20 protein-coding genes are annotated in these 22,216 nt (G+C 45.8%); 11 read left to right on the top strand and 9 right to left on the bottom strand.

What is annotated here, in order from left to right; all coding sequences use genetic code 11:
* Positions 1–380: 380 nt before the first annotated feature.
* Complete coding sequence (locus tag Q4Q49_RS13750) at positions 381–1,958, bottom strand: ABC transporter ATP-binding protein (RefSeq protein WP_311999601.1); 1,578 nt, start codon at positions 1,956–1,958, stop codon at positions 381–383.
* Positions 1,955–3,553, bottom strand: coding sequence for an ABC transporter ATP-binding protein (locus Q4Q49_RS13745; protein ID WP_311999600.1), 1,599 nt, complete (start codon positions 3,551–3,553; stop codon positions 1,955–1,957). Before Q4Q49_RS13745 ends, Q4Q49_RS13750 begins: the two co-directional genes overlap by 4 nt.
* 319 nt (positions 3,554–3,872) lie before the next feature.
* On the opposite strand from Q4Q49_RS13745, the gene Q4Q49_RS13740 reads away from it, so the two are divergent.
* The 9 genes from Q4Q49_RS13740 to Q4Q49_RS13700 all read left to right on the top strand — a co-directional run bounded on the left by Q4Q49_RS13740 (position 3,873) and on the right by Q4Q49_RS13700 (position 14,828).
* Positions 3,873–5,990: a TonB-dependent receptor domain-containing protein gene (locus Q4Q49_RS13740; protein ID WP_311999599.1), complete on the top strand. Its 2,118-nt coding sequence runs from the start codon at positions 3,873–3,875 to the stop codon at positions 5,988–5,990.
* A 92-nt stretch (positions 5,991–6,082) separates the two neighbouring features.
* Positions 6,083–6,793, top strand: a complete 711-nt coding sequence (locus tag Q4Q49_RS13735) for a TetR/AcrR family transcriptional regulator (protein ID WP_063883357.1) — start codon at positions 6,083–6,085, stop codon at positions 6,791–6,793.
* A gap of 72 nt (positions 6,794–6,865) precedes the next feature.
* Positions 6,866–7,807, top strand: coding sequence for an ABC transporter permease (locus Q4Q49_RS13730; RefSeq protein ID WP_063883358.1), 942 nt, complete (start codon positions 6,866–6,868; stop codon positions 7,805–7,807).
* A complete protein-coding gene (locus Q4Q49_RS13725) occupies positions 7,804–8,754 on the top strand; it encodes an iron chelate uptake ABC transporter family permease subunit (RefSeq protein WP_311999598.1) in 951 nt (316 codons plus the stop codon). Before Q4Q49_RS13730 ends, Q4Q49_RS13725 begins: the two co-directional genes overlap by 4 nt.
* On the top strand, positions 8,751–9,533 hold the full coding sequence (locus Q4Q49_RS13720; RefSeq protein ID WP_311999596.1) for an ATP-binding cassette domain-containing protein: 783 nt from the start codon (positions 8,751–8,753) through the stop codon (positions 9,531–9,533). Before Q4Q49_RS13725 ends, Q4Q49_RS13720 begins: the two co-directional genes overlap by 4 nt.
* Positions 9,530–10,549: a siderophore ABC transporter substrate-binding protein gene (locus tag Q4Q49_RS13715; RefSeq protein ID WP_311999595.1), complete on the top strand. Its 1,020-nt coding sequence runs from the start codon at positions 9,530–9,532 to the stop codon at positions 10,547–10,549. The genes Q4Q49_RS13720 and Q4Q49_RS13715 overlap by 4 nt, the downstream gene beginning before the upstream one ends.
* A gap of 464 nt (positions 10,550–11,013) precedes the next feature.
* Positions 11,014–11,304, top strand: coding sequence for a hypothetical protein (locus Q4Q49_RS13710; protein ID WP_006086971.1), 291 nt, complete (start codon positions 11,014–11,016; stop codon positions 11,302–11,304).
* A gap of 85 nt (positions 11,305–11,389) precedes the next feature.
* Positions 11,390–13,552 (top strand): TonB-dependent siderophore receptor, encoded by a 2,163-nt coding sequence (locus Q4Q49_RS13705; RefSeq protein WP_311999594.1) that lies wholly within the window; start codon positions 11,390–11,392, stop codon positions 13,550–13,552.
* Positions 13,542–14,828 carry a heparan-alpha-glucosaminide N-acetyltransferase domain-containing protein gene (locus Q4Q49_RS13700; RefSeq protein ID WP_311999593.1) on the top strand — a complete coding sequence of 429 codons (1,287 nt, stop codon included), beginning with the start codon at positions 13,542–13,544 and terminating at the stop codon, positions 14,826–14,828. The genes Q4Q49_RS13705 and Q4Q49_RS13700 overlap by 11 nt, the downstream gene beginning before the upstream one ends.
* 139 nt (positions 14,829–14,967) lie before the next feature.
* On the opposite strand, the gene dpsA is transcribed toward Q4Q49_RS13700, so the two are convergent.
* Positions 14,968–15,435, bottom strand: coding sequence for a DNA starvation/stationary phase protection protein DpsA (gene dpsA, locus Q4Q49_RS13695; RefSeq protein ID WP_006086968.1), 468 nt, complete (start codon positions 15,433–15,435; stop codon positions 14,968–14,970).
* Positions 15,436–15,688: 253 nt separating this feature from the next.
* On the opposite strand from dpsA, the gene Q4Q49_RS13690 reads away from it, so the two are divergent.
* Positions 15,689–16,054, top strand: a complete 366-nt coding sequence (locus tag Q4Q49_RS13690) for a hypothetical protein (RefSeq protein ID WP_107948770.1) — start codon at positions 15,689–15,691, stop codon at positions 16,052–16,054.
* A gap of 90 nt (positions 16,055–16,144) precedes the next feature.
* The gene (rimI, locus tag Q4Q49_RS13685) at positions 16,145–16,720 is read left to right on the top strand and encodes a ribosomal protein S18-alanine N-acetyltransferase (protein WP_311999592.1); all 576 of its coding nucleotides are present in this window, start codon (positions 16,145–16,147) and stop codon (positions 16,718–16,720) included.
* Between the two features lie 194 nt (positions 16,721–16,914).
* On the opposite strand, the gene lipA is transcribed toward rimI, so the two are convergent.
* The 6 genes from lipA to mltB all read right to left on the bottom strand — a co-directional run bounded on the left by lipA (position 16,915) and on the right by mltB (position 22,215).
* Entirely contained in the window at positions 16,915–17,880 is a 966-nt protein-coding gene (gene lipA / locus Q4Q49_RS13680; RefSeq protein ID WP_006082760.1) for a lipoyl synthase, read from the bottom strand.
* On the bottom strand, positions 17,877–18,530 hold the full coding sequence (lipB, locus tag Q4Q49_RS13675) for a lipoyl(octanoyl) transferase LipB (RefSeq protein WP_063883405.1): 654 nt from the start codon (positions 18,528–18,530) through the stop codon (positions 17,877–17,879). Before lipB ends, lipA begins: the two co-directional genes overlap by 4 nt.
* A 92-nt stretch (positions 18,531–18,622) precedes the next feature.
* Positions 18,623–18,889: a DUF493 family protein YbeD gene (gene ybeD, locus Q4Q49_RS13670; RefSeq protein WP_006082758.1), complete on the bottom strand. Its 267-nt coding sequence runs from the start codon at positions 18,887–18,889 to the stop codon at positions 18,623–18,625.
* Between the two features lie 121 nt (positions 18,890–19,010).
* Positions 19,011–20,186, bottom strand: coding sequence for a serine hydrolase (locus tag Q4Q49_RS13665; RefSeq protein ID WP_300481192.1), 1,176 nt, complete (start codon positions 20,184–20,186; stop codon positions 19,011–19,013).
* Between the two features lie 141 nt (positions 20,187–20,327).
* Positions 20,328–21,161 carry a septal ring lytic transglycosylase RlpA family protein gene (locus Q4Q49_RS13660; RefSeq protein WP_311999591.1) on the bottom strand — a complete coding sequence of 278 codons (834 nt, stop codon included), beginning with the start codon at positions 21,159–21,161 and terminating at the stop codon, positions 20,328–20,330.
* A complete protein-coding gene (mltB, locus tag Q4Q49_RS13655; protein WP_259541039.1) occupies positions 21,145–22,215 on the bottom strand; it encodes a lytic murein transglycosylase B in 1,071 nt (356 codons plus the stop codon). Before mltB ends, Q4Q49_RS13660 begins: the two co-directional genes overlap by 17 nt.
* Position 22,216 lies beyond the last annotated feature (1 nt).

Genomic DNA, 22,216 nt, shown 5'->3' with positions numbered 1-22,216 from the left:
GCTTGGTTGTTGTTTTATTAACGGGCTTTTAGGGGGCGTTCATAATTTTGAACGCTATCTATAGCATTGATTTTATTTGCTTATTATTCTAATTTTTTCAGTAGTTCAAAAAATAGGTGTGCTCGGATATACCAACTTCAACAGATCGATTTTGTGATCCTTTGATCTTTGTTGAATGAGGCCGATATCAGAGTGAGATATGCGATGAACTCTTGGTTAGTTCTATTACGATGCTCATGATATTTTGTACTTTCAGCTAGTGCAGTACCGAAATGACTTTCGTCATCTCGGCTGTAATACATTCTTCATTAGAAGCTTGGGTAAAGAAAAATAATAGGTTGTACATCTTTAATTCAGAATTTCTAATGCACAAGCAATTCTTACTTTAAGGCAAGCGATTGAGCAAATTCTATAATGTGAGTTGGCTGCCAAACTGATTGGTTTCGGTGCGAAACGACAACCAGTGTGCAGCTTTGTTCGCAAATAGCTTTGGCAACGCGCTTTTCCGTCTCTTCATCCAATGCCGAGGTGGCCTCATCCATTATCAGAATCGATGCATTTTTGATAAGCGCGCGTGCTAAGGCAAGCCTTTGGCGTTCCCCTCCCGATAACCCCGCACCTTGTAAGCCGACTTCTTGGTATATGCCCAGTTCTGATCTGTCTAATACTTCATCCAGTGCCACTTGGCGTGCCGCTTTATCTACGGCTTGATCGTCGGTATCAGGGTTACCAATGCGAATATTACTGGCAATGGTGCCTGTAAAGATGAGTGGATCCTGCGGCACATAGGCGAAAAAGCGGGCAAGTTCAGCAGCAGGGATTGACGTGAGTGGTACCTTGCCCAAATTGATCAGGCCTAGGGTGGGATCATCAAAGCGCATTAATAGCTTAAGTAGGGTTGTTTTTCCAGAACCGCTAGGGCCACAAATCAGTACGCGTTCACCTGGTTCGATAATGGCATTGATATTTTGCACCGCAGGGGGAAATGTTACGTTATTCAGTTCGATTGTATGATTGTGCGGTGTCTTTTGTTGCGCTTGGCTTGGCTCTTTGAGCGTTGGCGCATTAGTCGCTTGTCGATAGTGTTTAATAGCCGCTAACTGATCATTAATGCCTATTGCCGCCACGGCGAGAGTCTCAAGTGGCGCTGATGCGCGCATGGTCAACATCAAGACAGCGAGCAGCATTGTCGTATTGTTTACGCCTGATAACACGAGATAGAGAGCCATGCCGGCAATAGGTAAAAAGCTGGCGATAGCCGACAGTAATGTTGCTATAGCGGCGGCGCGATTAGTTCGACCCAGTGCGATTTCTTGCGCCTGCCAGTTTTGCTCTAAACGCTCGGTCGCACGATTGTATCCCGCTGCTGTACGGAGTAATTCTACGTGATCTATAAGTTCAAGAGTGGATTGATTCGTTGCCAGTTCAGCGTTGTTTCGGTCCATATCTGCGCGGGCAAGGGCCCGTTGCGCCATACTCTGAATCACAAATGATATGAGCAACAAGCTAGCCAACATCATTACCAGTGGTATGCCACCGATCAATCCGATGCCGAAAGTAATGCAGAGCGGAATAAGCGGTGCATGAATAAAGACCTGAAATTGATGTGCCGGAATACTCATAAAGCCAGGAATACTCCGAGAGACGGTTTCTATGAGTAGTGTCCTGACACTGGCTGTAAACCAAGAGAGCTTAGCTTGTTGCATAGTCGCGCCTAGGGCACTGTAGAGCGCATTAGCTAGCCTTGCGCCAGCCCAAAAACCAGAACGCGAAGCCAGTATTGTGGTGAGTATGGTTATCGCGGCAATGAATAGCACTATTTGTGGTGATTGCTGCTCAATAATGGCTAAAGCCAGTTGAATGTAGCATGCCGCTTCCAATATGGCCGCCACAGCCCAACCGCAGGCAACAGGTATTAAGTGTTTTATGGCGGCGTAATCTTGGGGACGATTTATCATTGGCCTTCTCCTTCCCTGTGATGCTTTAGTGCGAGCTTGTCATCCGCCAGCTCAGAAAGCGTTAAGTCATGGGTAATCATCACGATCGTTTTGTGGTTTGTTTTTGCGTGATGGCTTAGCGCTTTGAACACGTTAAATGCCGTTTCGCTGTCTAGGGCCGATGTGGGTTCATCAAGCAATATCACGCGAGCGGGAGTAAGAAACACACGGGCAAGATTAACCCGTTGTATTTCGCCACCAGACAAGGTGCTTGCATGAGTAGTTAAGGATTTATCCAATTGTGTGCAGTGTAATGCCACTAAGTAATCTTCATCCGTGGCATCAGGTGCGGTGAGCGCGAGATTGCCGGCGATGGAGGTTGCCAGTAGTCCCGCACTTTGCGGTAATAACATGATCGCGCGATTAATTGAGGCTTCATCCAACTTATTGAGTGCAATACCAGCGAGTCGAATATCTCCGGCATGTAGTGGCTCCATGCCAGCTAATAAGCGCAGTAATGTGGATTTGCCAACACCACTGATCCCTGTCACTGCCGTGATTCTGCCAGATCTAAATTGATAGTTAATGGGCACTGTTTTACTGCTTGTAGACAGTGAAGGCACGACATCGGTGAGAGTGAGCGGCATAGGTGTATTAAGCTCAATATTACCGCTACCAACAGGGACTCTCGACTGCTCAAGAAAATCTGTTAGTCGCTTAGCTGCAGCGCGGCCCGTGGCAAGATAATCAAGCCCATGCCCGAGCTTTAGGGCTGGCGTGACAATGGCCAGACTGAAGAACAAGGCTGCAGCAAGCTTTTCTGGGGGCCATTCATACCCGATGGCATAGACAATCGCAAAAGTGCAAACAGCCTGTAGTAGTGATGTGGCCACTGCGACTGAAGTGGATACCTTGCTTACCCGCTCAATGATCTCCTCAATAAAATGCTTAGTTGCCTTTTGGTAGTCGGCTATTGCGCCAGTTTGATCGCCATAAATTCTAAATACTGGTGCACCACGCGAGTAATCATCCACTGCAGCTGTGATATTTCCCATCACATTAACTCGTGCTTCACCCTGTTTTGCAGCAAGCCTTGGGACTACCACCAAATAGAAAAGCGCGGCGACGAGGCCTGGGATAAGGGCAAGTAATGATACTAGGCCCGTGCTTAAGATCAGCAAACCGATAGTAATGGCAGGGACAATGATAAAGGTCGCTAATTCTGAGGGTAAATGCGCGATCATATGATGCAATGACGCTATGTCATCGACCATTAATCGCTTTAACTTTTCGCCCTTATATTTTGCCAAAGTACTTGGTGGCAGCCTAACAAGATGCGCTGCAACATCACGCTTTAATCTTCCAGAAAATTGCGCCTCAGCATTGTGATTAATCCAAGAGGCGCTACCAGAAAGCAGTGCCGACAATATCCAAAATATGAGCGCACCCGCTAACCAAAATGAATGATACCCAGCAATAAGCTGTATTACGCACCAGAGTGCGCTTAGTGCCATCACGCCGGTACCAGCCGCTAGTAATGTTCCGATAGTGAGTGCGGGAATCATCGGACGTAAGGCCAAAGCTAGTTTTGAATGGGGACTGAAAAGTAACTGCATTTTAATGTTCACCTAAAAAATCGAAGTGGATCAGGCCGGGCTTCTGTCTGGAATGCGTGCTTAGCACAAGCCAAATTAAGTAATGAAGTCTTGATATTGCGGAGTAAAAAATAGTCTGAGTGCCAGATTTTATGGGCAAATGAACATCCACGAGCCAAATTCCTTGTTTCATAAAAATTGAACCATCTTGAGATGGCGACCATATTAAGCGGTCATTTTTATTTATCAACATGGTGTTGATAAATGTTTTGAACGGCGATAATATAATTGATAACTATTCTCATTGGCAACAAATCTTTCGTATAAGGAGTTATTAAACATGCCCCGATTTGGTAAGTTTTACCCACAATCAAAGTGGGTTATCGGTTCTCTTGCGCTGGGGCTTAGCGCTATTTCAGGCTCAACTATTGCTGACAGTGGAACTGCTCCAGATAAGCAATCCAAGCAACAAGATGCAGCGGGAAATATTGAAGTCATCACAGTTTACGGTCAGAAAATCGAGCGAACGTTGAAAGAAACTGCGAGTTCAGTAACGGTCATCACTGAAGAACAGTTGAGGAAAAATGCGGACCAATCAACGATTTCAGAAATTCTCGGCGGTACACCAAACTTAATTTATGCCGGAAATACCGATGCGCCCATTATCCGCGGTACGGATACTAAAGGGCCTGTAGCAGCAGGTAATGCCTATTTATCTAAGCCTGTGCCCGGTGCAACTATCAGTGTCGATGGTAAATATCTGAGCCCCGCAGAACTGGATTTAGGCGCCGCAGGCGTGTGGGATGTGTCGTCTATTGAAGTCTACCGTGGTCCGCAAACGACCAGTCAAGGAGCCAATAGTATCGCTGGCGCTGTAGTTATCCATACCCATAACCCCACTTATACGCCAGAATTTGCAGCGCAAGCACTTTATGGCAGTCGGAATAAGAAGCGCTTTTCGGTCATGGCGTCCGGTGCGCTAAGTAATGACTTTGCCGCAAGAATTAGCGCAGATTACAGCGCTAGAGATACCTTTGTTGATTACGTTAACCCAGATTTTACAGCCCATGATTTGGATTTTGAGTTTAAAAACCAAAATCTACGGGCGAAGTTGCTATGGGAACCCGAAAAATACAGCAACTTTTCCGCCATGCTCACTTATTCCTCCACTGAGGCTAAACGTCCCAGAAATGAGGTGGTATCAGAACCCTATGATGACTTAGAAAATCGTTCAATTTTTCAGGACAATCAAGAAGTCAGTAATCATGTCGGGATTTTTGATCTTGAATATGTGTTCGACAATGGGATGAAGTTGCATAACCAACTGCAGTATTCAGAAGGACAGTTTGATTATCACTTCGCCGCACCTTATCAAGGGATCGCAAAACGAGATAATGAAAACTTTTCGAATGATATAAGGCTGAATTTTGGTGACAAGAGTTCAGAGTTTAGTGGGGTTGCCGGTATCTTCTACTGGGATGATAAAACGAATAACAAGTTGAACAACGTATTTGGTAATGCCGACGCTGACTTGAGACATACCAGTTTTGCCCCCTACGGTGAAGTCATATGGCGCTTCTCACCCAAGTGGGCATTCACCAGCGCACTTCGTTATCAGTCTGATGAAATTAGCCACGATGGTATTGCCAGCTACATCCCAGGAGTGCGCCATCAATATGAAGAGACGTTTACGGCTTTATTACCTAAGGTTGCCCTGTCCTATGATCTGACTGATAACGTCCTAATCGGCGCTATGATCAGTGAAGGCAATATTCCTGGTGGTACAGGCATTAACTTCCGCGGTGGCGAATATTATACATTCGATGCCGAGTCAGCATGGAACTATGAACTTTTTACCCGTATCGATCTGCTTGAACAACGCTTGATCATAAATAGCAATCTCTTTTACACCCGCTTTAATGATTCACAACGTTCAGTTACTGACTACCTAGATGGACGACCCTTTGGTTCTGTCATTATTAATGCTGATGAAGCGCAAAGCTATGGGATTGAATTAGATTGGAACTTTAAAGTTGCCGATAGTTTTAGCTTATATGGTGGGCTGGGTTTACTTGAAACTGAGATAAGTGAATTTAATGACTACCGTGGCGAGGAGTTTGTCGGCAACGAGTTTAGTAAAGCGCCAGGATATATGTTCAATCTTGGGTTTGACTATGCGATCACAGACGCCTTTAAAGTGAGCGGTGATGTGCGTCATACGGATGGATACTTTTCAACGGATACCAATGAGCCTGAGTTAAGAGTGGGGTCTTACACAACGGTAAACCTGAATTCTTCCTATCAAATCAACCAATATTTTGAAGCCTTTGTTTATGCACGCAATTTACTGGATGAACGTGCTCCTGTGGCAAAAATGGCTGACAGAAGTACCGGAGGCGTGGATGCATATTTACTTGAACCACGAGAAATAGGCGTGGGCGTTAGGGCGAAGTTTTAGCGGCTAGCTTCTACCCGCTGTATTGGGTATTGCCATGCAGCGGGTAGCAAGAGCGGTTAGAATGGCATTTTTGCCTTGGAAACCTTATCGATATGACACAAGTACCGGATCAACCGACTCAAAAACGCCAGCGAGGCAGACCTAGCCGTATTTCCCGTGAGGCTATCGCCAGAGCTGCGTTGGAGATTGGGGTTGATCAAGCGACTATCCCAGCTATAGCTGCGCATTTAAAGGTCGATCATTCTTCCCTCTACCATCACGTAGCAGGTCGAAATGACGTTATCTCCATTGCCGCTGAGCTTGCAATTAATGAGCTGGACTGGCGAGCGCCAGCAGCCACCGATTGGCGGAGTGAATTGATCATATTGACCGATGCCATTTGGACACTCTATGAGCGTCATCCTGGCCTCGCTGAATCTATTCATCAGGCCAGTGTTACCCCGTCATCGGGTATACGTTCTTTTGCTGAGTCGGTCGAAAAGCTACAACAAAAAGGCTTTTCCCTCGATGAGGCAGTGCTTGCCGTTGATATCTTAGTTGACATGGTGGGGGAGTGTTTTTTGGGATGGTGGTCAACCACTAAACCAGAAGCCGATGGCCGAACGCGTAAAGAGCGAATTATCGCAATTTGGGAAGATGAAGCCACCAAGCTCCCTGATAAAGCTGAGCAGATAAATGCGATGGTAGACATCATGAAGGTCGGTGCCCGCAAATGGTGGGAGCGAAAACGTGACTTAGTGTTAGCGGGTATTGCCGTTACCCATGCTCAAAAGGCAGGGGGATCCGATAAGGTTCAAACATAGTGCATCGATATGAACATTTCATAGCGGCTGCAGATTAGTACAAGATTTATTGCGTATAGGAAGTATCAGTTTGTGAAGGTAGTTTATGCACTGACGTGCTTTTTTGTGCTTTGTTTCGCCTCACTGCTGCTAGGTGCAAAGTATGCCTCTGTGACGCAGATGCTGACGTTCTCGGATGATGTCTGGTTGGTGTTATCTGCAAGTCGTCTGCCGCGGCTCTTTGCCTTGATTTGCTCAGGCGCAGGGCTCGCTGTCTGTGGTGTGATTTTGCAGCAGATTGTGCAAAACAAGTTTGTTGAACCTGCTACTTGTGGCGGGCTTGATGCCGCCAAACTAGGCATATTAATTTCAATCATTCATGCTCCAAGTATGGGTGTCACCGCCAGAATGTTAGGCGCTTTGGTTTTTTGCCTGCTTGCGAGCTTAGCCTTTATTCTGATTATTCGTGGTATTCGGTATAAGAGTCCGGTGCTCATTCCAATTATTGGGATTATGTTTGGCAGTGTACTCAGTGCGATAGCGGAACTCTATGCCTATCAAAACAATATGATGCAGAGTATGCAGGGATGGATGCTGGGTGATTTTTCAAAAATCGTGCAAGGTAACTACGAAATCATCTATCTGATCCTTCCCATAGTCATGCTGACCTACCTTTATGCACAGCGCTTTACCATTGTAGGAATGGGCGAAGGCTTGGCTACCACACTAGGACTGAGTTATTTCAGTCTAGTTATCTTAGGGTTAGTACTGGTTTCCCTAACCATAGCCACCACAGTTATCACAGTCGGGAGTATTCCATTTATTGGTTTAATTATTCCTAACCTTGTCGCTATGCGTTACGGCGATAATTTAAAACGCACTTTGCCTATTATCGCCTTTGCTGGCGCAACGCTATTGATTATCTGTGACCTACTAGGTCGGCTTATTTTATATCCGTTTGAAATTCCTATAGGTCTAACGGCAAGCTGTTTAGGTGGGCTCATCTTTTTAGTTATCGTTTGGAAAATCAAATGAAAAACAGTGCATGGCATTTTTTGAGCTGGGGGCTGCTTGTAATATTAGCAGTCACATTTTTATTGATGGGCTCAGGTTTTGATTTTGACTATGTCATACCTAATCGATTGGTGCGTTTGGGTACAATTTGCCTTGGTGGTGTCTGTATTGCGTTTTCCTCGATACTGTTTCAGACCTTAGCTGGAAATCGCATTTTAACGCCATCTATCATGGGGTATGAAGGGGTTTACTTGATTTTGCAGGCACTGCTGATCCTTATCTTAGGGACGGGCAGCAGTATTTTGATCACCGCTAACAGCAATTTCTTTGTTTCAGTCGTAGTGATGTTGCTTTACTCAATGGCGATTCATCGTTGGCTATTTAGCGGAGATCGACATGATGTGTTCTTCCTACTGCTTGTTGGCTTAGTACTCACTGTGGTGTTAGGCAGTTTTACTCAGTTAATCCAATATTCTATCAGTCCTGGTGAATTTTCAATTTTCCAGAGCTATAGTCTAGCGTCGTTCAACCGCGCTCAACCAGAGCAAATACTTATTTCTTTAGTGCTTGTCGGTGCCGTGTGTATTGTCGCTTGGAGATCGCGAGCTGTGCTCGATGTATTATTGATGGGACGAGAGCAGGCAATTTCTCTCGGTATTGATTATCAAAAAGTGGTCCGCCTGTTATTAGGCCTTATCGCGGTATTGGTCGCAATATCAACCAGCTTAGTAGGGCCTACGGCCTTTATGGGGATATTTGTAGCGAATATGGCCTATACACTCGCAAGGCATCCGTCGCACTCATTTACCTTGATAACAGGATGCGCCGTTGCTATCTCAGTTTTTCTTATCGCACAAATACTTGTTGAGCACCTGTTTAATTATCAAACCAGTGTTGGGCTGTTAATTAACTTATTTTGTGGTGCCTATTTCTTTGTATTAATTCTTAAACCTCGGAGCGCAGTGTGATTACCGTCAATAACTTACATCATTCTTATGGCGCGAAACCTGTGCTTAAAAATGTTACCACGCAATTTCCCGAACATCAGATTACATCACTCATTGGCCCCAACGGCGCTGGCAAAAGTACCTTATTGATGTCGATTGGTCGGTTACTGAATATCCAGCAGGGCGAGGTATTACTCAAAGGTACTGCTATCCACAACATTCCCCTGAAGGATTACGCCAAGCAAGTGGCAACTATGCGTCAGTTTAACAGCCTCAATTTACGCCTGACGGTCAGGGAGTTAGTGGCATTTGGTCGCTTTCCCTATAGTCGAGGCACACTCACAAAGGCAGATCATTGTGCCATTGATGAAGCTCTGTCGTTTTTAGCCTTACAGTCATTAGCTAATGCATTTATCGATGAGCTTAGCGGCGGACAACGCCAAATGGCCTTTCTGGCAATGGCGATTGCACAGCAAACAGATTATTTATTGTTAGATGAACCACTCAATAATCTGGATATGAAACATGCCGTTAGCATAATGCGGGCGCTTCGCCATCTGTGTGACGATTACAAACGAACGGTAGTGTTAGTGGTTCACGATATCAATTTTGCGGCTAATTACTCCGACTATATTGTTGGCATGAAGCAAGGCGTTGTGCATTGCGAAGGACCCGTTGAGGAGGTTGTTACAGCACAAAGATTAAAAGCACTGTACGAACTGGATCTTGAAGTGCTGAAAACGAGCCAAGGAACAGTTTGTAACTATTTCAACTTCAACTTACAAGGAGAATACAAGTGACGTCGAAATGTAAAAGCGGTACTAAAGTGATGGCGATTCTGTTATTTAGCTCGGCTTTTTTGCTGGCCTGCGACAATAAAAGCGAGCCAGTACAGCAGACGATTCTTGCAACGTCTGATACTAGCGAGTCAAGTTTTACACCTGTTGAAATAACCCATAAGTTGGGCACTACAGTTATTACAAAACGCCCTGTACGCGTTGCAGCCCTCGATATGAATGAAGTCGATTATCTCGAACAGCTAGATATTCCCGTTATCGGCATGCCAAAGGATTTTGTTCCTTACTACCTGCAGGACTATAGCAACAACAATGATATCGTTGATTTAGGCGCCATAGTTCAGCCCAATATGGAACGTATTTATGCACTTAAACCCGATCTCGTGTTGATGTCATCTATTCAGGCAAATCATTATCAGGCACTTTCGAATTTGGCTCCGACCATTCATTTGGATATTGATTATCAAGACAGCAACAGCGATTACTTTGATATAGTCAAACAACACTTGTTGGTGCTGGGGAAAGTATTTGATAAGCAAACCTTGGCAAAACATAAAGTGGATGAACTGGAAAGTAAGATCCAAGCCGCCAGAATGGTTATTCAGGATAGGCCTGAGAAAGCACTCGTGGTGTTGCATAATAATGGTGCTTTTCGATTCTTAGGTATTCGTTCTCGGTATGGGTTCATTTACAGTGGGCTAGGGGTTAAACCCGCTAGCTTATCAGAGCAGATGGGATTGCATGGCCAACCCGTGTCAAGCGAGTTCATTCTTGAAAACAATCCTGACATCATTTACGTGGTAGACAGAACCGCAGTCATGGAGCGAAGCCCTGTATTGGATAAACAGTCCATAGATAACCCTCTCTTGCGTGAGACGAATGCTTGGAAGACGGGAAACATCATTTTTGTAGATCCTGAGGCTTGGTATATCACAGGGGCCGGAATAACATCCCTTAACATCATTATTGATGATGTATTAAAGGGCTATATAAAGGAGCCGCTGGCTGTAAGTCGTTGACCTACACCAGTTAATGATTCACTAGATAAATGCGTTATTTAGTCAAAATAGTGAATAAACTTGTTAGAAAAGTAAATTTTTAAATTAATTAAATCATAGGGTTATTTTATTTTTCACTCAGTGTCTTTTTCTAAGTAACACGATAAAGGCTTGATATTCGATTGTTTACGTCTGGACTCCAAAACCGATGGTTGCGGGTTCGAGTCCTGCCACCCCTGCCAAATAAAACAACGGCTTGCATAGAAATATGCGAGCCGTTTTATTTTGTCTGCCATTTAGCCTCAATATATTCAGCGCCCTCTCTATTCATTCGCGGTTATCGCCTTTTCTCACAAATACTGTTTCTCACAAAACTGTCGTATACCTCTTGTAACATTTAAGCCCTGTGGCTTAGGTAAATCGGTTTGCAACTTTAGTTGTGCTTAACATACAATCGCCTGCCAAATTATTTGAGGAAGTATGGTTTGAATAGTGTGATGCAAACAAGACGCACCCTAGCGATATGGCTTGCCGCCATGTTGGTGCTATTGTCTGTGACCATTGCTGTTCACAGTATTTCCCATGCCAATGAAGACCCTAAGTCCCATTGTTCGCTGTGCTTACATCAGCACCAGTTGCAACATGCGATAACCAGTACGCCCTTTCATTTTCAATTGGCTCAGCAGAGTTATATCTCGGTTGAGTTCCAAGCCATTTCCTTTAAGCGACCTTTTAGTCGTTTCTTCAATAGTCGTGCTCCGCCCTTAACAGCATAAGTTACTGTTTATTCAATTTATCTTAATTAACTTTGAGCGCCTTGGCTTAGCTAAGGCGCCGATGCTGTTTATTTTCGGAGTGAAAATGACCTCTTTTTATATTCCCAAGCGCGCTGCGCTGTTGCTGGGCGCCTTGTTTGTGCTCAATCCTATTTCAATGCTGTTGGCTGCGGAGGATGCTCAATCTGGTAATGCTATTTTAGAGACTGACATTGAGCGTTTAAGTATCCACTATCGCCAAGCTTACCGTGGCAATGTGTCTGCAACTGAACTTCCGCAAGCGATAAGTGTGTTAGATGAGCAATTGATAAAAGATGCGGGGCTGACGCGGTTTCAAGATGTACTGGATTATTCCGCCAGTGTGGCGCGGCAAAACAATGGCGGCGGTTTATGGGATAGCTTTTCTCTGCGCGGCTTTCCGGGTAATGAAAACATGCCATCGGGCTATTTAATCAATGGCTTTAATGGTGGTCGAGGTTTTAGTGGTCATAGAGATTTATCGAATGTGGCCTACGTGGAGATCTTAAAAGGCCCTGGTTCGGCGCTTTATGGTCGCTCAGAGCCCGGCGGTACAGTCAATATTGTGACTAAGAAACCTCAGTATCAAACCAGTGGTTATTTAAAGGCATCGGCAGGGAGTTTCGATCAATATCGATTAGAGGGAGATGTGACTTCCGGCTTGACCGACAATGTGGCATTTCGAATTAACGGCGCGTGGCAGGAACACGATAGTTTTCGCGATCATGTGTTCAGCGATAAAAAAATCGTCACGCCGTCAGTGCGTTGGCAGATTTCCGATAAAGCCTCGCTACTCTATGAAATGGAATACCTCAAGCAGGAACAGTTATTCGATCGCGGCATTATTGTGCTCAACAACGATATCAATACTGTGCCACGCTCGCGTTATTTAGGTGAGCCTAATGATGGCGCAACTGTGGTCAATGCCACTGGGCACCAGCTGACCTATGACTATGAATTAAATGATGATTGGTCACTCACCGCGGGCTATAACTATCGCGATTCTAGCTTGAAGGGCTATTCGTCCGATGCCGAGTTGGCAAAGGGTCGGCAATCACTATTTGATGATGGTCGCACGCTCACCCGGCAGCACAGATACCGAGATTATGCCTCCGAGGATAATTCACTGCGTCTAGAGTTAAGTGGCCATGTGGATACGGGGTTCATTCGCCACAATTTGCTGCTCGGCGCCGATGCCTATCACTACAGTTTAAAGACGGGGTTGTATCGCTATCGCGGCCAAAAGGGCGAATATGCCATTGATATTTATGAGCCTCAATATGGTGGGCCTCAGCCTGAGGTGAGTTTGTTGTATGAGAATAACGAAACCCAAAAGGCGTGGGGCACATACCTGCAAGATCAAATGGATCTCACTGAAAAGTGGAAGCTGCATCTTGGGTTAAGGTTCGATAGTTATCAGCAAGATATCAGTGAAGTTGCGAAAAATACGTTATCAGAGCAAACCGATAGTAGGGTTAGCCCTAAAGTGGGTCTGGTGTATTTATGGTCCGATGCCTTAAGTTTCTATAGTTCTTATTCTGAAGGCTTTTTACCCCTTTCTGGAACCGACTTTGCAGGTCAGCCCTTCGAAGCCGAAGAGAGCAAGTCAGTTGAGCTAGGGATGAAGTTTAATGGCAATTGGTTTAATGGCTTAGCTGATAATGGCATCGCAGTCAGTGGCAGCTTGGCGGTGTTTGATGCACAAAAGAGCAATATTTTGACCTCAGATCCGCTCAATGTCGGATTTTCTGCCACTTTAGGTAAAGCAAAAAGCAGTGGTGTTGAACTCGATTTAGTTGCCGAGCTGACGGAGAATTTACAGGCCAAATTATCCTACGCCTATTTGAATACTCGCACTGCCAACGACAGCTTGAATCCCGACTGGGGCGTGCTTATTCCTGCGGGAAGTCCACTGGTGAATGTGCCAAAACATACTGCGAGTGTGATGCTGAAGCGTGATCTGAATGCGTTTTCTATCGATGGACATTTAGGCATGAGTTGGCGTTATGTGGATTCTCGTCTTGGTGATTCTGCCGAGCCGAGTTTCCAATTACCGTCGTATCAGTTGCTTGGAGTGTTTATGAATACGCACTTGAGCGACAACTTTATCCTTGGTGTCAATCTGGACAACTTATTAGATGAGCACTATATCGCCAGCAGTTATTCGGCACTTTGGGCGGTACCCGGTGAGCCACGTAGCATTAAAGTGAGTGTCAGCTATGAGTTCTAACATTAGCCGTTCTAATATCAGTTCTAATATCTGCTCGAATATAAACACTCGTCCTGAGTTACCGTCAGGTTTTGCCGAGCAAGGACTGAGTCGTTCTATTGGCCGTAGCCGTATCAATAGTATCGATATGATGCGCGGCCTGGTGATGCTTATCATGCTGCTCGACCATGTGCGGGAACGGTTTTTCCTGCATATGCAGGTGAGCGATCCCATGGATTTGAGTTCGACCTCTTGGGGACTGTTTCTAAGCCGTTTTGCCGCGCATTTTTGTGCGCCAGTGTTTGTGTTTTTAACAGGGGTTTCTGCATGGCTTTATGCCAATCGCAGTCATGGACAGCCGCGTTCAGCGCGGGCGTTTTTGATTAAACGTGGCTTATTTTTAATCGCGCTCGAAATCTTAGTGATTAATATCTCTTGGATGGGCAACTACCATACGCTTTGGCTGCAGGTCATTTGGGTGATCGGCCTGAGCATGTTAACGCTGGCGGCGCTGATAAATCTGCCTAGACCTTGGATGGCCCTTTTAGGTTTCGCGATTGTCTTTGGTCATAATCTGTTGACGCCAATTCATTTTCAACCCAATGATTGGGCTTACGGTCTGTGGACCATATTGCACGACCGTGGATATCTTGTCAGTGAAGGGGCATTAAAGATCAAAGTGAGTTATCCCGCGCTGCCTTGGATGGGCGTGATATTACTAGGCTATGTCGCTGGGCCCATTTTCAGCAATAAATCGAATAACAACTTGCTTGAAGCATCGCAGCGCCAGCAAACACTGCTGAAGTTAGGGATAAGCTGTTGGGTACTTTTTGCATTGCTACGCGGGTTTAACATCTATGGCGAAACCTTGCCTTGGCAGGCGGGAGTGCATTTTGTTGACACCTTGATGTCGGTATTTAATTTAACTAAGTATCCGCCATCATTAAGCTTTTTACTGGTGACCTTAGGCGGCATGTTCTTTTGCTTAGTGGCCTTTGAGCGGTATTTTGCATCAAGTGGGAAAGTAGAGGGGAGATTAGCGCGAGTCGGCCATGGGTTATCTGTGTTTGGCTCAGTCCCTATGTTCTTCTATATCCTACATTTGTACGTGTTGTTACTGCTTTATAGCTTAGCAAAATTCACCTTTGGCGCTAACCACGGTGAGTTATTTGGGGTGAATAGTATGGGATGGATTTGGTTCATCGCGGGCGTGTTAGTCATCGCGCTGTATTATCCCGTTAAGCGATTTAGCGAGTATAAAAAACACAGTACTCAGGCTTGGATTAAGTACCTCTAAATTTAAGTGCCTCTAATTTAAGTGCCTCTAAATCTAAGCACTTCTAAACTTGAGTGATATCGCTTTAAAGGAAAAGTCGCCAAGCGTAACCGCTTGGCGACTTTTTTGTTTTGGCTAGCGCAATAATACTGCTAGCGAATTATTCCGTTAATAAGCTGCGTAGCATCCAGGCATTTTTCTCATGCAGCTGGATACGTTGGGTAAGCAGATCCGCAGTCGCTTCGTCATTGGCTTGATTCACCAGTGGATATAGGGCTCTGGCGTTACGGATCACTAACTCTTGATCGTTTAACAGTTCGCGGATCATGGTTTCGGCTTTGGTGACGCCCTGATCTTCTTTAATCTCGGTCAGCGCGGCATAGGCCGAATAGGACCCTAGCGCTCTGGCGCCTAATGCACGCACCCGCTCTGCGATAAGGTCAACCGCAAGGGCAAGCTCGGTATACTGCTGTTCAAATAGCAAATGCAGGCTAGTGAACATGGGGCCGGTAACGTTCCAGTGAAAGCTGTGGGTTTTAAGATACAGGCTGTAGCTGTCGGCCAAGAGTTGGTTGAGGCCAGCGGCGATTTCTTCTCTGTTGGCTTGATTGATACCTATGTTTATCATGGCGTTCTCCTGCTATTGTCTTACTGAGTGCGTTCAGTCTAATCTTCTGATATTAAATGTAAAATGAGTAAATTAGATTTTATACATCTATAAATCCGATTGAACATTCCTGCGTTAAACGCCGTAATGGTGCTGCCATTAATCGGCTTGATATCAGCTCCATTAGCCGCGTGGCAGTAACAATGCCTAGGCAGAACTGCTATCCTAGCGGCATATTGTGAGTCGATACTTGAATTGAATAAAACTGACCCTAATGAATAAATCAGCCTATTTAACCGCCATGAATGTGACAACTTGGCGAGTGCGCGACACTAAGGTGAAACCTTATTTAGTGATTTGGGATGAACACGGTGAGTTACCCGAGGCTGAACCGCTTATCGACGCTGTGCTCAAGCTTATCGACGTCAAACGCGAAGAATGTGATTTTGATTGTGAGCCCCATACGGGTAAACAAATTGTCTGGGATTTGCGCCGCCATAAAGTCAGGCCACGCACCGCATGGTTAGTGTCTGAACCCTTAGCCGATTTATTAGTGGGTTGGCAGGCTAAAAGCGCGCTCTGGCAGCAGATTTACCAATGGCGCGAGCAAGTTAGCGGCCAAGCTGTGGTTAAGTCATAGCTCATATCTGATAAAGCATATTGAAGTCAGTCTTAAATAAGTCTCCCGAACACAGAACAGTTTAATAACGAATATTTTGGAATAGATGCTTTGAACCCCCCTTCAGTCGATAGCTCATTCGCAGCGCTGCTTGCCACACAACTCACCTTAGGTTTGCCTGTGGAACTGGTCGCGCTGACACCAACCTATGTTCCTCAAATGGCGCAGCTTGAATCCTTGGCCCATAGCCACCCCATGAGTGAGGGGAACCTTGCCGATTGTTTCGGGCATTTGTATCGTGTTTTAGGTTTAAAGCTGAGTGCAGGATTAGATGCTAATACTAACGCGGTTTCAGATCTTGCTTCAGATCCGGATTCGGTTGATGGCCTTTTAGGCTTTGCAATAGTGCAGCAAATTGTTGATGAAGTGACTTTATTGGATATTTGCCTATTACCAAGCCAGCAGGGTAAAGGCTACGGCAAGTTATTACTGAATGCTGTGGTGGCTTCGGCCAAGGCATCGGCCGCCGTGGTGCTTATGCTAGAAGTGCGAGAATCCAATCATGCCGCCCGTGCTTTATATCAAAAGGCTGGCTTTATTGAATCAGGACGCCGCAAAGGTTACTACCCAATAGCAGGCGGTAAAGAAGACGCTATCTTGATGGATTTAGCGATAACCCAAGAATAAGCTGAGCATTAGCATTCATGTCGTAAAACGATAGCAACGCGAACGATTGTGATAAGTCGCTATCACAAAACACAGCCATAAAAAAACAGCGCTTAAGCGCTGTTTTTTTATTTGGATAACCCTGAACTCTATCTCACTTAAACTCAGCATCATCTGAAGTTTGCATCAAGGCTATCTGCATCTGAGCAAGAAGATTATTTCACTTCTTTACCTTGGGCCTGCAAGTCTGCATGGTAGCTTGAGCGCACTAATGGGCCACAGGCTGCATGGGTAAAACCTAACTCATCGGCTAAGGCTTTAAGCTCGTCAAACTCTGCTGGTGGCACATAACGTTCAACCGGCAAGTGGAACTTAGACGGTTGTAGATACTGGCCTAAAGTCAGCATTTCAACGTTGTGGGCGCGCAAGTCACGTAATACTTGAGCGATTTCTTCGTTGGTCTCACCCAGTCCCATCATCAGGCCAGATTTAGTGGGCACATTGGGATGACGTTCTTTAAAGCGTTTGAGCAGATCGAGCGACCATTGGTAATTCGCACCTGGGCGCGCTTTACGATAATGCATTGGCGCCGTTTCTAAGTTGTGGTTGAACACATCAGGCGGCTCAGTCGACAAAATATCTAAGGCGGCATCGATACGACCACGGAAATCAGGCACTAAGGTTTCGATCTTGATGTCTGGATTCAGTTTACGAATTTCGCGGATACAATCGGCAAAATGCTGCGCGCCACCATCACGTAAATCGTCACGATCTACCGAGGTAATGACCACGTATTTCAGCTTCATATCGCGGATTGTTTGCGCCAATTTAACCGGCTCTTCGGCGTCAGGCTTAAGCGGACGACCATGGGCAACGTCGCAGAATGGGCAACGACGTGTACAAATCGCACCCAAAATCATAAAGGTCGCAGTGCCGTGGTTAAAGCATTCCGCGAGGTTAGGGCAAGATGCCTCTTCACAGACCGAGTGCAGGCCATTTTTACGCAGCGCTTGCTTGATCTCTAAAATGCGTTGATTCGATGCCGGCAGTTTAACCCGTAACCAATCGGGTTTACGCAACATAGTGTCGCGCTCTGAGGGGACGATTTTGACCGGAATACGAGACACTTTATCGGCATCTCTTAATTTTACTCCGGGTTGTAAACGTTCAGGCCTATTCATGACGCTGCTAATCCTTGATGATGAACTAGGTGTTGATAGCCCAGTAATTGGCTAAAAGTAATGGTGAGTTGCTCGCCTGCTTCAATCACGGTTTGTGGTCCGCCAAGCGCTTTGCATTGCACCATTTCAAGACCGGCATAACCACAAGGGTTGATGCGGCGAAATGGCGCCAGATCCATGTCGACATTGAGGGCTAATCCATGGAATGAACAGCCTTTACGAATGCGTAATCCTAGGGAGGCGATTTTGCGTTCATCCACATATACGCCCGGCGCATCGGCCTTGGCATAAGCGTTAATGCCGTACTTGGCGAGCATATCGACAATGCTTTGCTCTATATGGGTGACGAGTTGACGTACGCCGACTTTACTACGTTTTATATCGAGAAGAGGATATACCACTAGTTGGCCTGGGCCGTGGTAAGTGACTTGACCGCCGCGGTCCACTTGGATAACCGGAATATCGCCAGCATTTAAAATATGCTCGCTTTTGCCGGCTTGGCCTTGGGTAAACACGGGCGGATGCTCGACAATCCACAGTTCATCATGGCTTTCGCTGTCGCGCGTATCAGTGTAATGCTGCATCGCATGCCACACTGATTCGTAATCTTGTTTTCCAAGATGTCGAATGTGCAAAGTCGTGTCTTGCAAGGGCAACCTCTCCCCTTAGAAATGAGTGGGCTATTATACGCTTATTGGCCATAAATGTAAGACAGATCACATTTCATGGCCTTGAGGAATATTTATAGTACGCGGCGTACACCTTCGATGGCGGCAAGTTCAGTGTACAAAATCTCGATATGGTCTTTACTGGTCACTGTCACGCGAATCGTGATGGAGTGATAGCTGCCTTTGCTCGACGTTTTGGTCGACGGTGAGTAATCACCTGGTGCATGTTTCTGTACCACAGCCACAACTTTGTCAGTTAACGTTTCATGGGCTTCACCGACGACCTTAAAAGGAAATGCGCAGGGGAAATCCATCAGTTCATCAAATTTAGTGTCTAACATACTCAGTACTCTTAGCGGCTATATTGGGATATATATGGTGACGATTATACCCGATTCAAGGGCGATGCACTCCCCAAAAAAATAAAGCCACCCGAAGGTGGCTTTATTTATGTGACTTAGCTTAGCTAAACCATCCAGAAAACATCTGCTTAAAGTAATCTACTAATTTACTAAACCAGCTGCCTTCGTTGACTTCTTGCAACGTCACCAGTGGGAACTGGGCGATGTCTTTACCATCAAGTTGGAAGAATAGACGGCCAACAGTTTCACCTTTCTTTAAAGGTGCATCTAATGGTTTAGTCAGCTCGAAGTTAGCTTTCAAGTCTTTACCACGGCCACGGCTGATGGTGATAGGTGTGTCAGTTGCCACGCCTAAATCAACCGTGCTCTTGTCACCGTACCAAATTTGCTGAGTGATAAAGCTATCACCCGCCTTGTATGGTGTTACGGTTTCGAAGAAACGGAAGCCATAGGTCAGTAATTTCTTACTTTCAGCTTTACGGGCAGATTCACTTTGAGTGCCCATCACCACTGAAATTAAACGCATGCCGTCTTTGGTTGCCGATGCCACTAAGTTGTAGCCCGCACCTGAGGTGTGACCGGTTTTGATACCGTCCACGTTCATGCTGTTATCCCACAATAAACCATTACGGTTGTATTGTTTGATACCATTGAATGTATAGAATTTCTCGCTGTAGACGCGGTATTCTTCTGGTACGTCGCGAATTAACGCGGCGCCCAGTAATGCCATATCATAGGCGGTAGATTTGTGATTTTCTGCATCCAAACCGTGGGAGTTTTCGAAGTAGCTATCACGCATTCCCAGTTGTTTGGCCCATGAATTCATCATGTCAACGAAGGCGCCTTCAGTACCAGCTATGTGTTCGGCCATGGCCACACATGCATCGTTACCCGATTGAATAATGATACCGCGGTTTAGATCGCCTACTTTAACCGTAGTGCCGACTTCAATGAACATCTTAGAAGAGTCAGAGAAGTTTTTAGACCAAGCATTTTTACTGATAGTCACATCATCATCAACGGAGACATTGCCCGCTTTGATTTCTTGACCGATCACGTAACTGGTCATCATCTTAGTTAGACTGGCTGGGTTAAGGCTTTCGTAAGCGTTACTTTCAGCGATAATCTGGCCCGAATTATAATCCATCAATACGAACGCTTTGGCGGCTACTGAAGGTGCATCAGGTGTAATAATAGGCTGCGCAGCATAAACGGGGAGAGAGACACTGGAAATTAGCAGCAATGTTTTAATGGGACTTTTTACAAAATTCATCATTAACTTGGCACGTCTTTTAGTTGTATTAAATGGAAAGGATTCGAGAACATCTTCAACAGTGTACCACTTTCGGACAGTGAGTTTTAGTGAAGGTTCCTTCATCTCTATTTTTAAATCAATTCTGTTCAGAGCAAACGGTCATTATTCATGGACGATATAGCCCTCAGGAAACCCATTTTGCTTGACGTTATTGAGTAGCTTGTCGGCTAACTCAGGCTGACCTATGGGGCCGAGCTGTAGTCTAAACATATTGTTTGCCGCTTGTACACGGGTCTTGACCTGATATTTCTGTTCAAGATTCTTCGCCATGGCATTGAGTTTGGCTTTATCTTTGGAGGCCACTAACTGAATGTAATGATTGCCCGTATCTTGAGCGCTGGCTACGGCCGAATTAGTGGCCGCAACACTGCCAATATAAACCACATCCAGTTTGATCCGTGCTGTGCCTTTGCCGAGCATACCGAGTTTATAGGCGGCGGCATAGGAGACATCGAGAATACGATCTGAGTGGAATGGTCCGCGGTCGTTGATGCGAATGATCACTTGCTTATTGTTATCTAAGTTAGTGATCCGAGCGTAACTCGGCAGTGGCAGTGTCTTATGGGCGCCCGACATGGAATACATGTCATAGGGCTCGCCATTAGAGGTCTCGTAGCCATGGAATTTCTCTCCATACCAAGAGGCGCGGCCGGTTTCACTAAAGCCTTGGCCTGTGTTCATCACAGTATAAGACTCACCGTAAACCGTATAAGGCTTGTTGCCACGGCGGCTATAAGGCTCGTACTTAGGCGTCGCGTTCGGCACATTATCCACATTCGGTGGATTCAGCGGCAGCTTGTCATTCTTGAGCGAATAACGGCCCTTGTTCGGGTCCATGTTTTTCTTGCTGGCGTTGTTTGGGCTTGAAGAACACGCCGCAAGGGCGAAGCACATAACCAAGGCGGCAAGCTGTAAAATATTATTTTTTAGAGGCATGCTGTTCTTTTAATTGTTGGCTAAATTGATAAACGGCCATTGAATACAAAGGGCTACGATTATAACGAGTGATCACATAAAAGTTATTTAAGCCAAGCCAGTAATCACTGTGATCCGCTTGTTCAAGCTCAATCAGTAAGGCTTTTTGCGAAACATCTAAGTCCCGCGCATCGGCTAAGGCTAAGGTCGGCGTTAAAATATCTGCAACTTTATAGTCCAGCTTTTTACCTGCCCACACTTTCGCTTTGGGTGCAGTTTTGCTGTTATTCACTAACGGTAAAGCGACCGGCGCATTGGCTTGCCAACCGTGTTCGTGGAAATAATTGGCCACACTGCCGATGGCATCCTCAGGACTTTGTAATAAATCGCGGTTGCCGCTGCCATCGAAATCAACCGCGTAATGGCGGTAACTTGATGGGATAAACTGGCCATAACCCATAGCGCCTGCGTAGGAGCCCTTGAGGGTATCTATATCTAAATGTTCTTCTTTCACTAACTTCATCAACTCGCCAAATTCCTTACGGAAAAAGGTGGCGCGCGGCGGATAGTGAAAACCTAAGGTATAGAGGGCATCAATCACAGGATAATTGCCCGTGTATTGGCCGTAGAAGGTTTCAATACCGATAATGGCGACAATAATCTGTGGGTCAACTTTGTACTTGGCCGCGGCTTTTGCGATGGTTTTCTCGTGTTTTTTCCAAAAGGCGAGACCAGCGTCGAGGCGTTTCTCGGTTAAGAAGATGGGATAATACACATGCCAAGGTTTTGCTTCCCATGGACGGGTCATCGCATCGATAACCCCTTGGTTGTATTTTGTCTTGTCGAGAAAAGCGAGCACTTCTGCACGAGTAAATCCTTGTTTTACTTGAGCTTGGATAAACTCTTCTTTGAGTTCAGCGGGAATTGTGGGCGCGACTTCAGCGGCCGGAGCCACTGGCGTGCTTGGAACGGGTGCCTGCGCGGGTGTCGGTTCGTTCGCCGTGGTACAGGCGACTAACAATGAGCTAAAACACAGTAAACCGAGTGGAGCTAGAAAAGCTCGGAGAGTAGGCATG

This window comes from Shewanella sp. SP1S1-7 (assembly GCF_031932105.1).
Lineage (GTDB): Bacteria > Pseudomonadota > Gammaproteobacteria > Enterobacterales > Shewanellaceae > Shewanella > Shewanella baltica.
Note: the sequence above shows the minus strand (reverse complement) of the source record. Positions and strands in the feature narration are given on the sequence as shown.

Excerpts from the sequence above, each read along its gene's own strand:
- Q4Q49_RS13725 (WP_311999598.1), top strand. The coding sequence starts at position 7,804 with ATGAAAAACAGTGCATGGCATTTTTTGAGCTGGGGGCTGCTTGTAATA.
- Q4Q49_RS13740 (WP_311999599.1), top strand. The coding sequence starts at position 3,873 with ATGCCCCGATTTGGTAAGTTTTACCCACAATCAAAGTGGGTTATCGGT.
- Q4Q49_RS13750 (WP_311999601.1), bottom strand. The coding sequence starts at position 1,958 with ATGATAAATCGTCCCCAAGATTACGCCGCCATAAAACACTTAATACCT.
- mltB (WP_259541039.1), bottom strand. The coding sequence starts at position 22,215 with ATGCCTACTCTCCGAGCTTTTCTAGCTCCACTCGGTTTACTGTGTTTT.
- dpsA (WP_006086968.1), bottom strand. The coding sequence starts at position 15,435 with ATGATAAACATAGGTATCAATCAAGCCAACAGAGAAGAAATCGCCGCT.
- Q4Q49_RS13665 (WP_300481192.1), bottom strand. The coding sequence starts at position 20,186 with ATGATGAATTTTGTAAAAAGTCCCATTAAAACATTGCTGCTAATTTCC.
- Q4Q49_RS13745 (WP_311999600.1), bottom strand. The coding sequence starts at position 3,553 with ATGCAGTTACTTTTCAGTCCCCATTCAAAACTAGCTTTGGCCTTACGT.
- lipA (WP_006082760.1), bottom strand. The coding sequence starts at position 17,880 with ATGAATAGGCCTGAACGTTTACAACCCGGAGTAAAATTAAGAGATGCC.
- Q4Q49_RS13735 (WP_063883357.1), top strand. The coding sequence starts at position 6,083 with ATGACACAAGTACCGGATCAACCGACTCAAAAACGCCAGCGAGGCAGA.
- Q4Q49_RS13690 (WP_107948770.1), top strand. The coding sequence starts at position 15,689 with ATGAATAAATCAGCCTATTTAACCGCCATGAATGTGACAACTTGGCGA.
- Q4Q49_RS13705 (WP_311999594.1), top strand. The coding sequence starts at position 11,390 with ATGACCTCTTTTTATATTCCCAAGCGCGCTGCGCTGTTGCTGGGCGCC.
- Q4Q49_RS13700 (WP_311999593.1), top strand. The coding sequence starts at position 13,542 with ATGAGTTCTAACATTAGCCGTTCTAATATCAGTTCTAATATCTGCTCG.
- ybeD (WP_006082758.1), bottom strand. The coding sequence starts at position 18,889 with ATGTTAGACACTAAATTTGATGAACTGATGGATTTCCCCTGCGCATTT.
- Q4Q49_RS13660 (WP_311999591.1), bottom strand. The coding sequence starts at position 21,161 with ATGCCTCTAAAAAATAATATTTTACAGCTTGCCGCCTTGGTTATGTGC.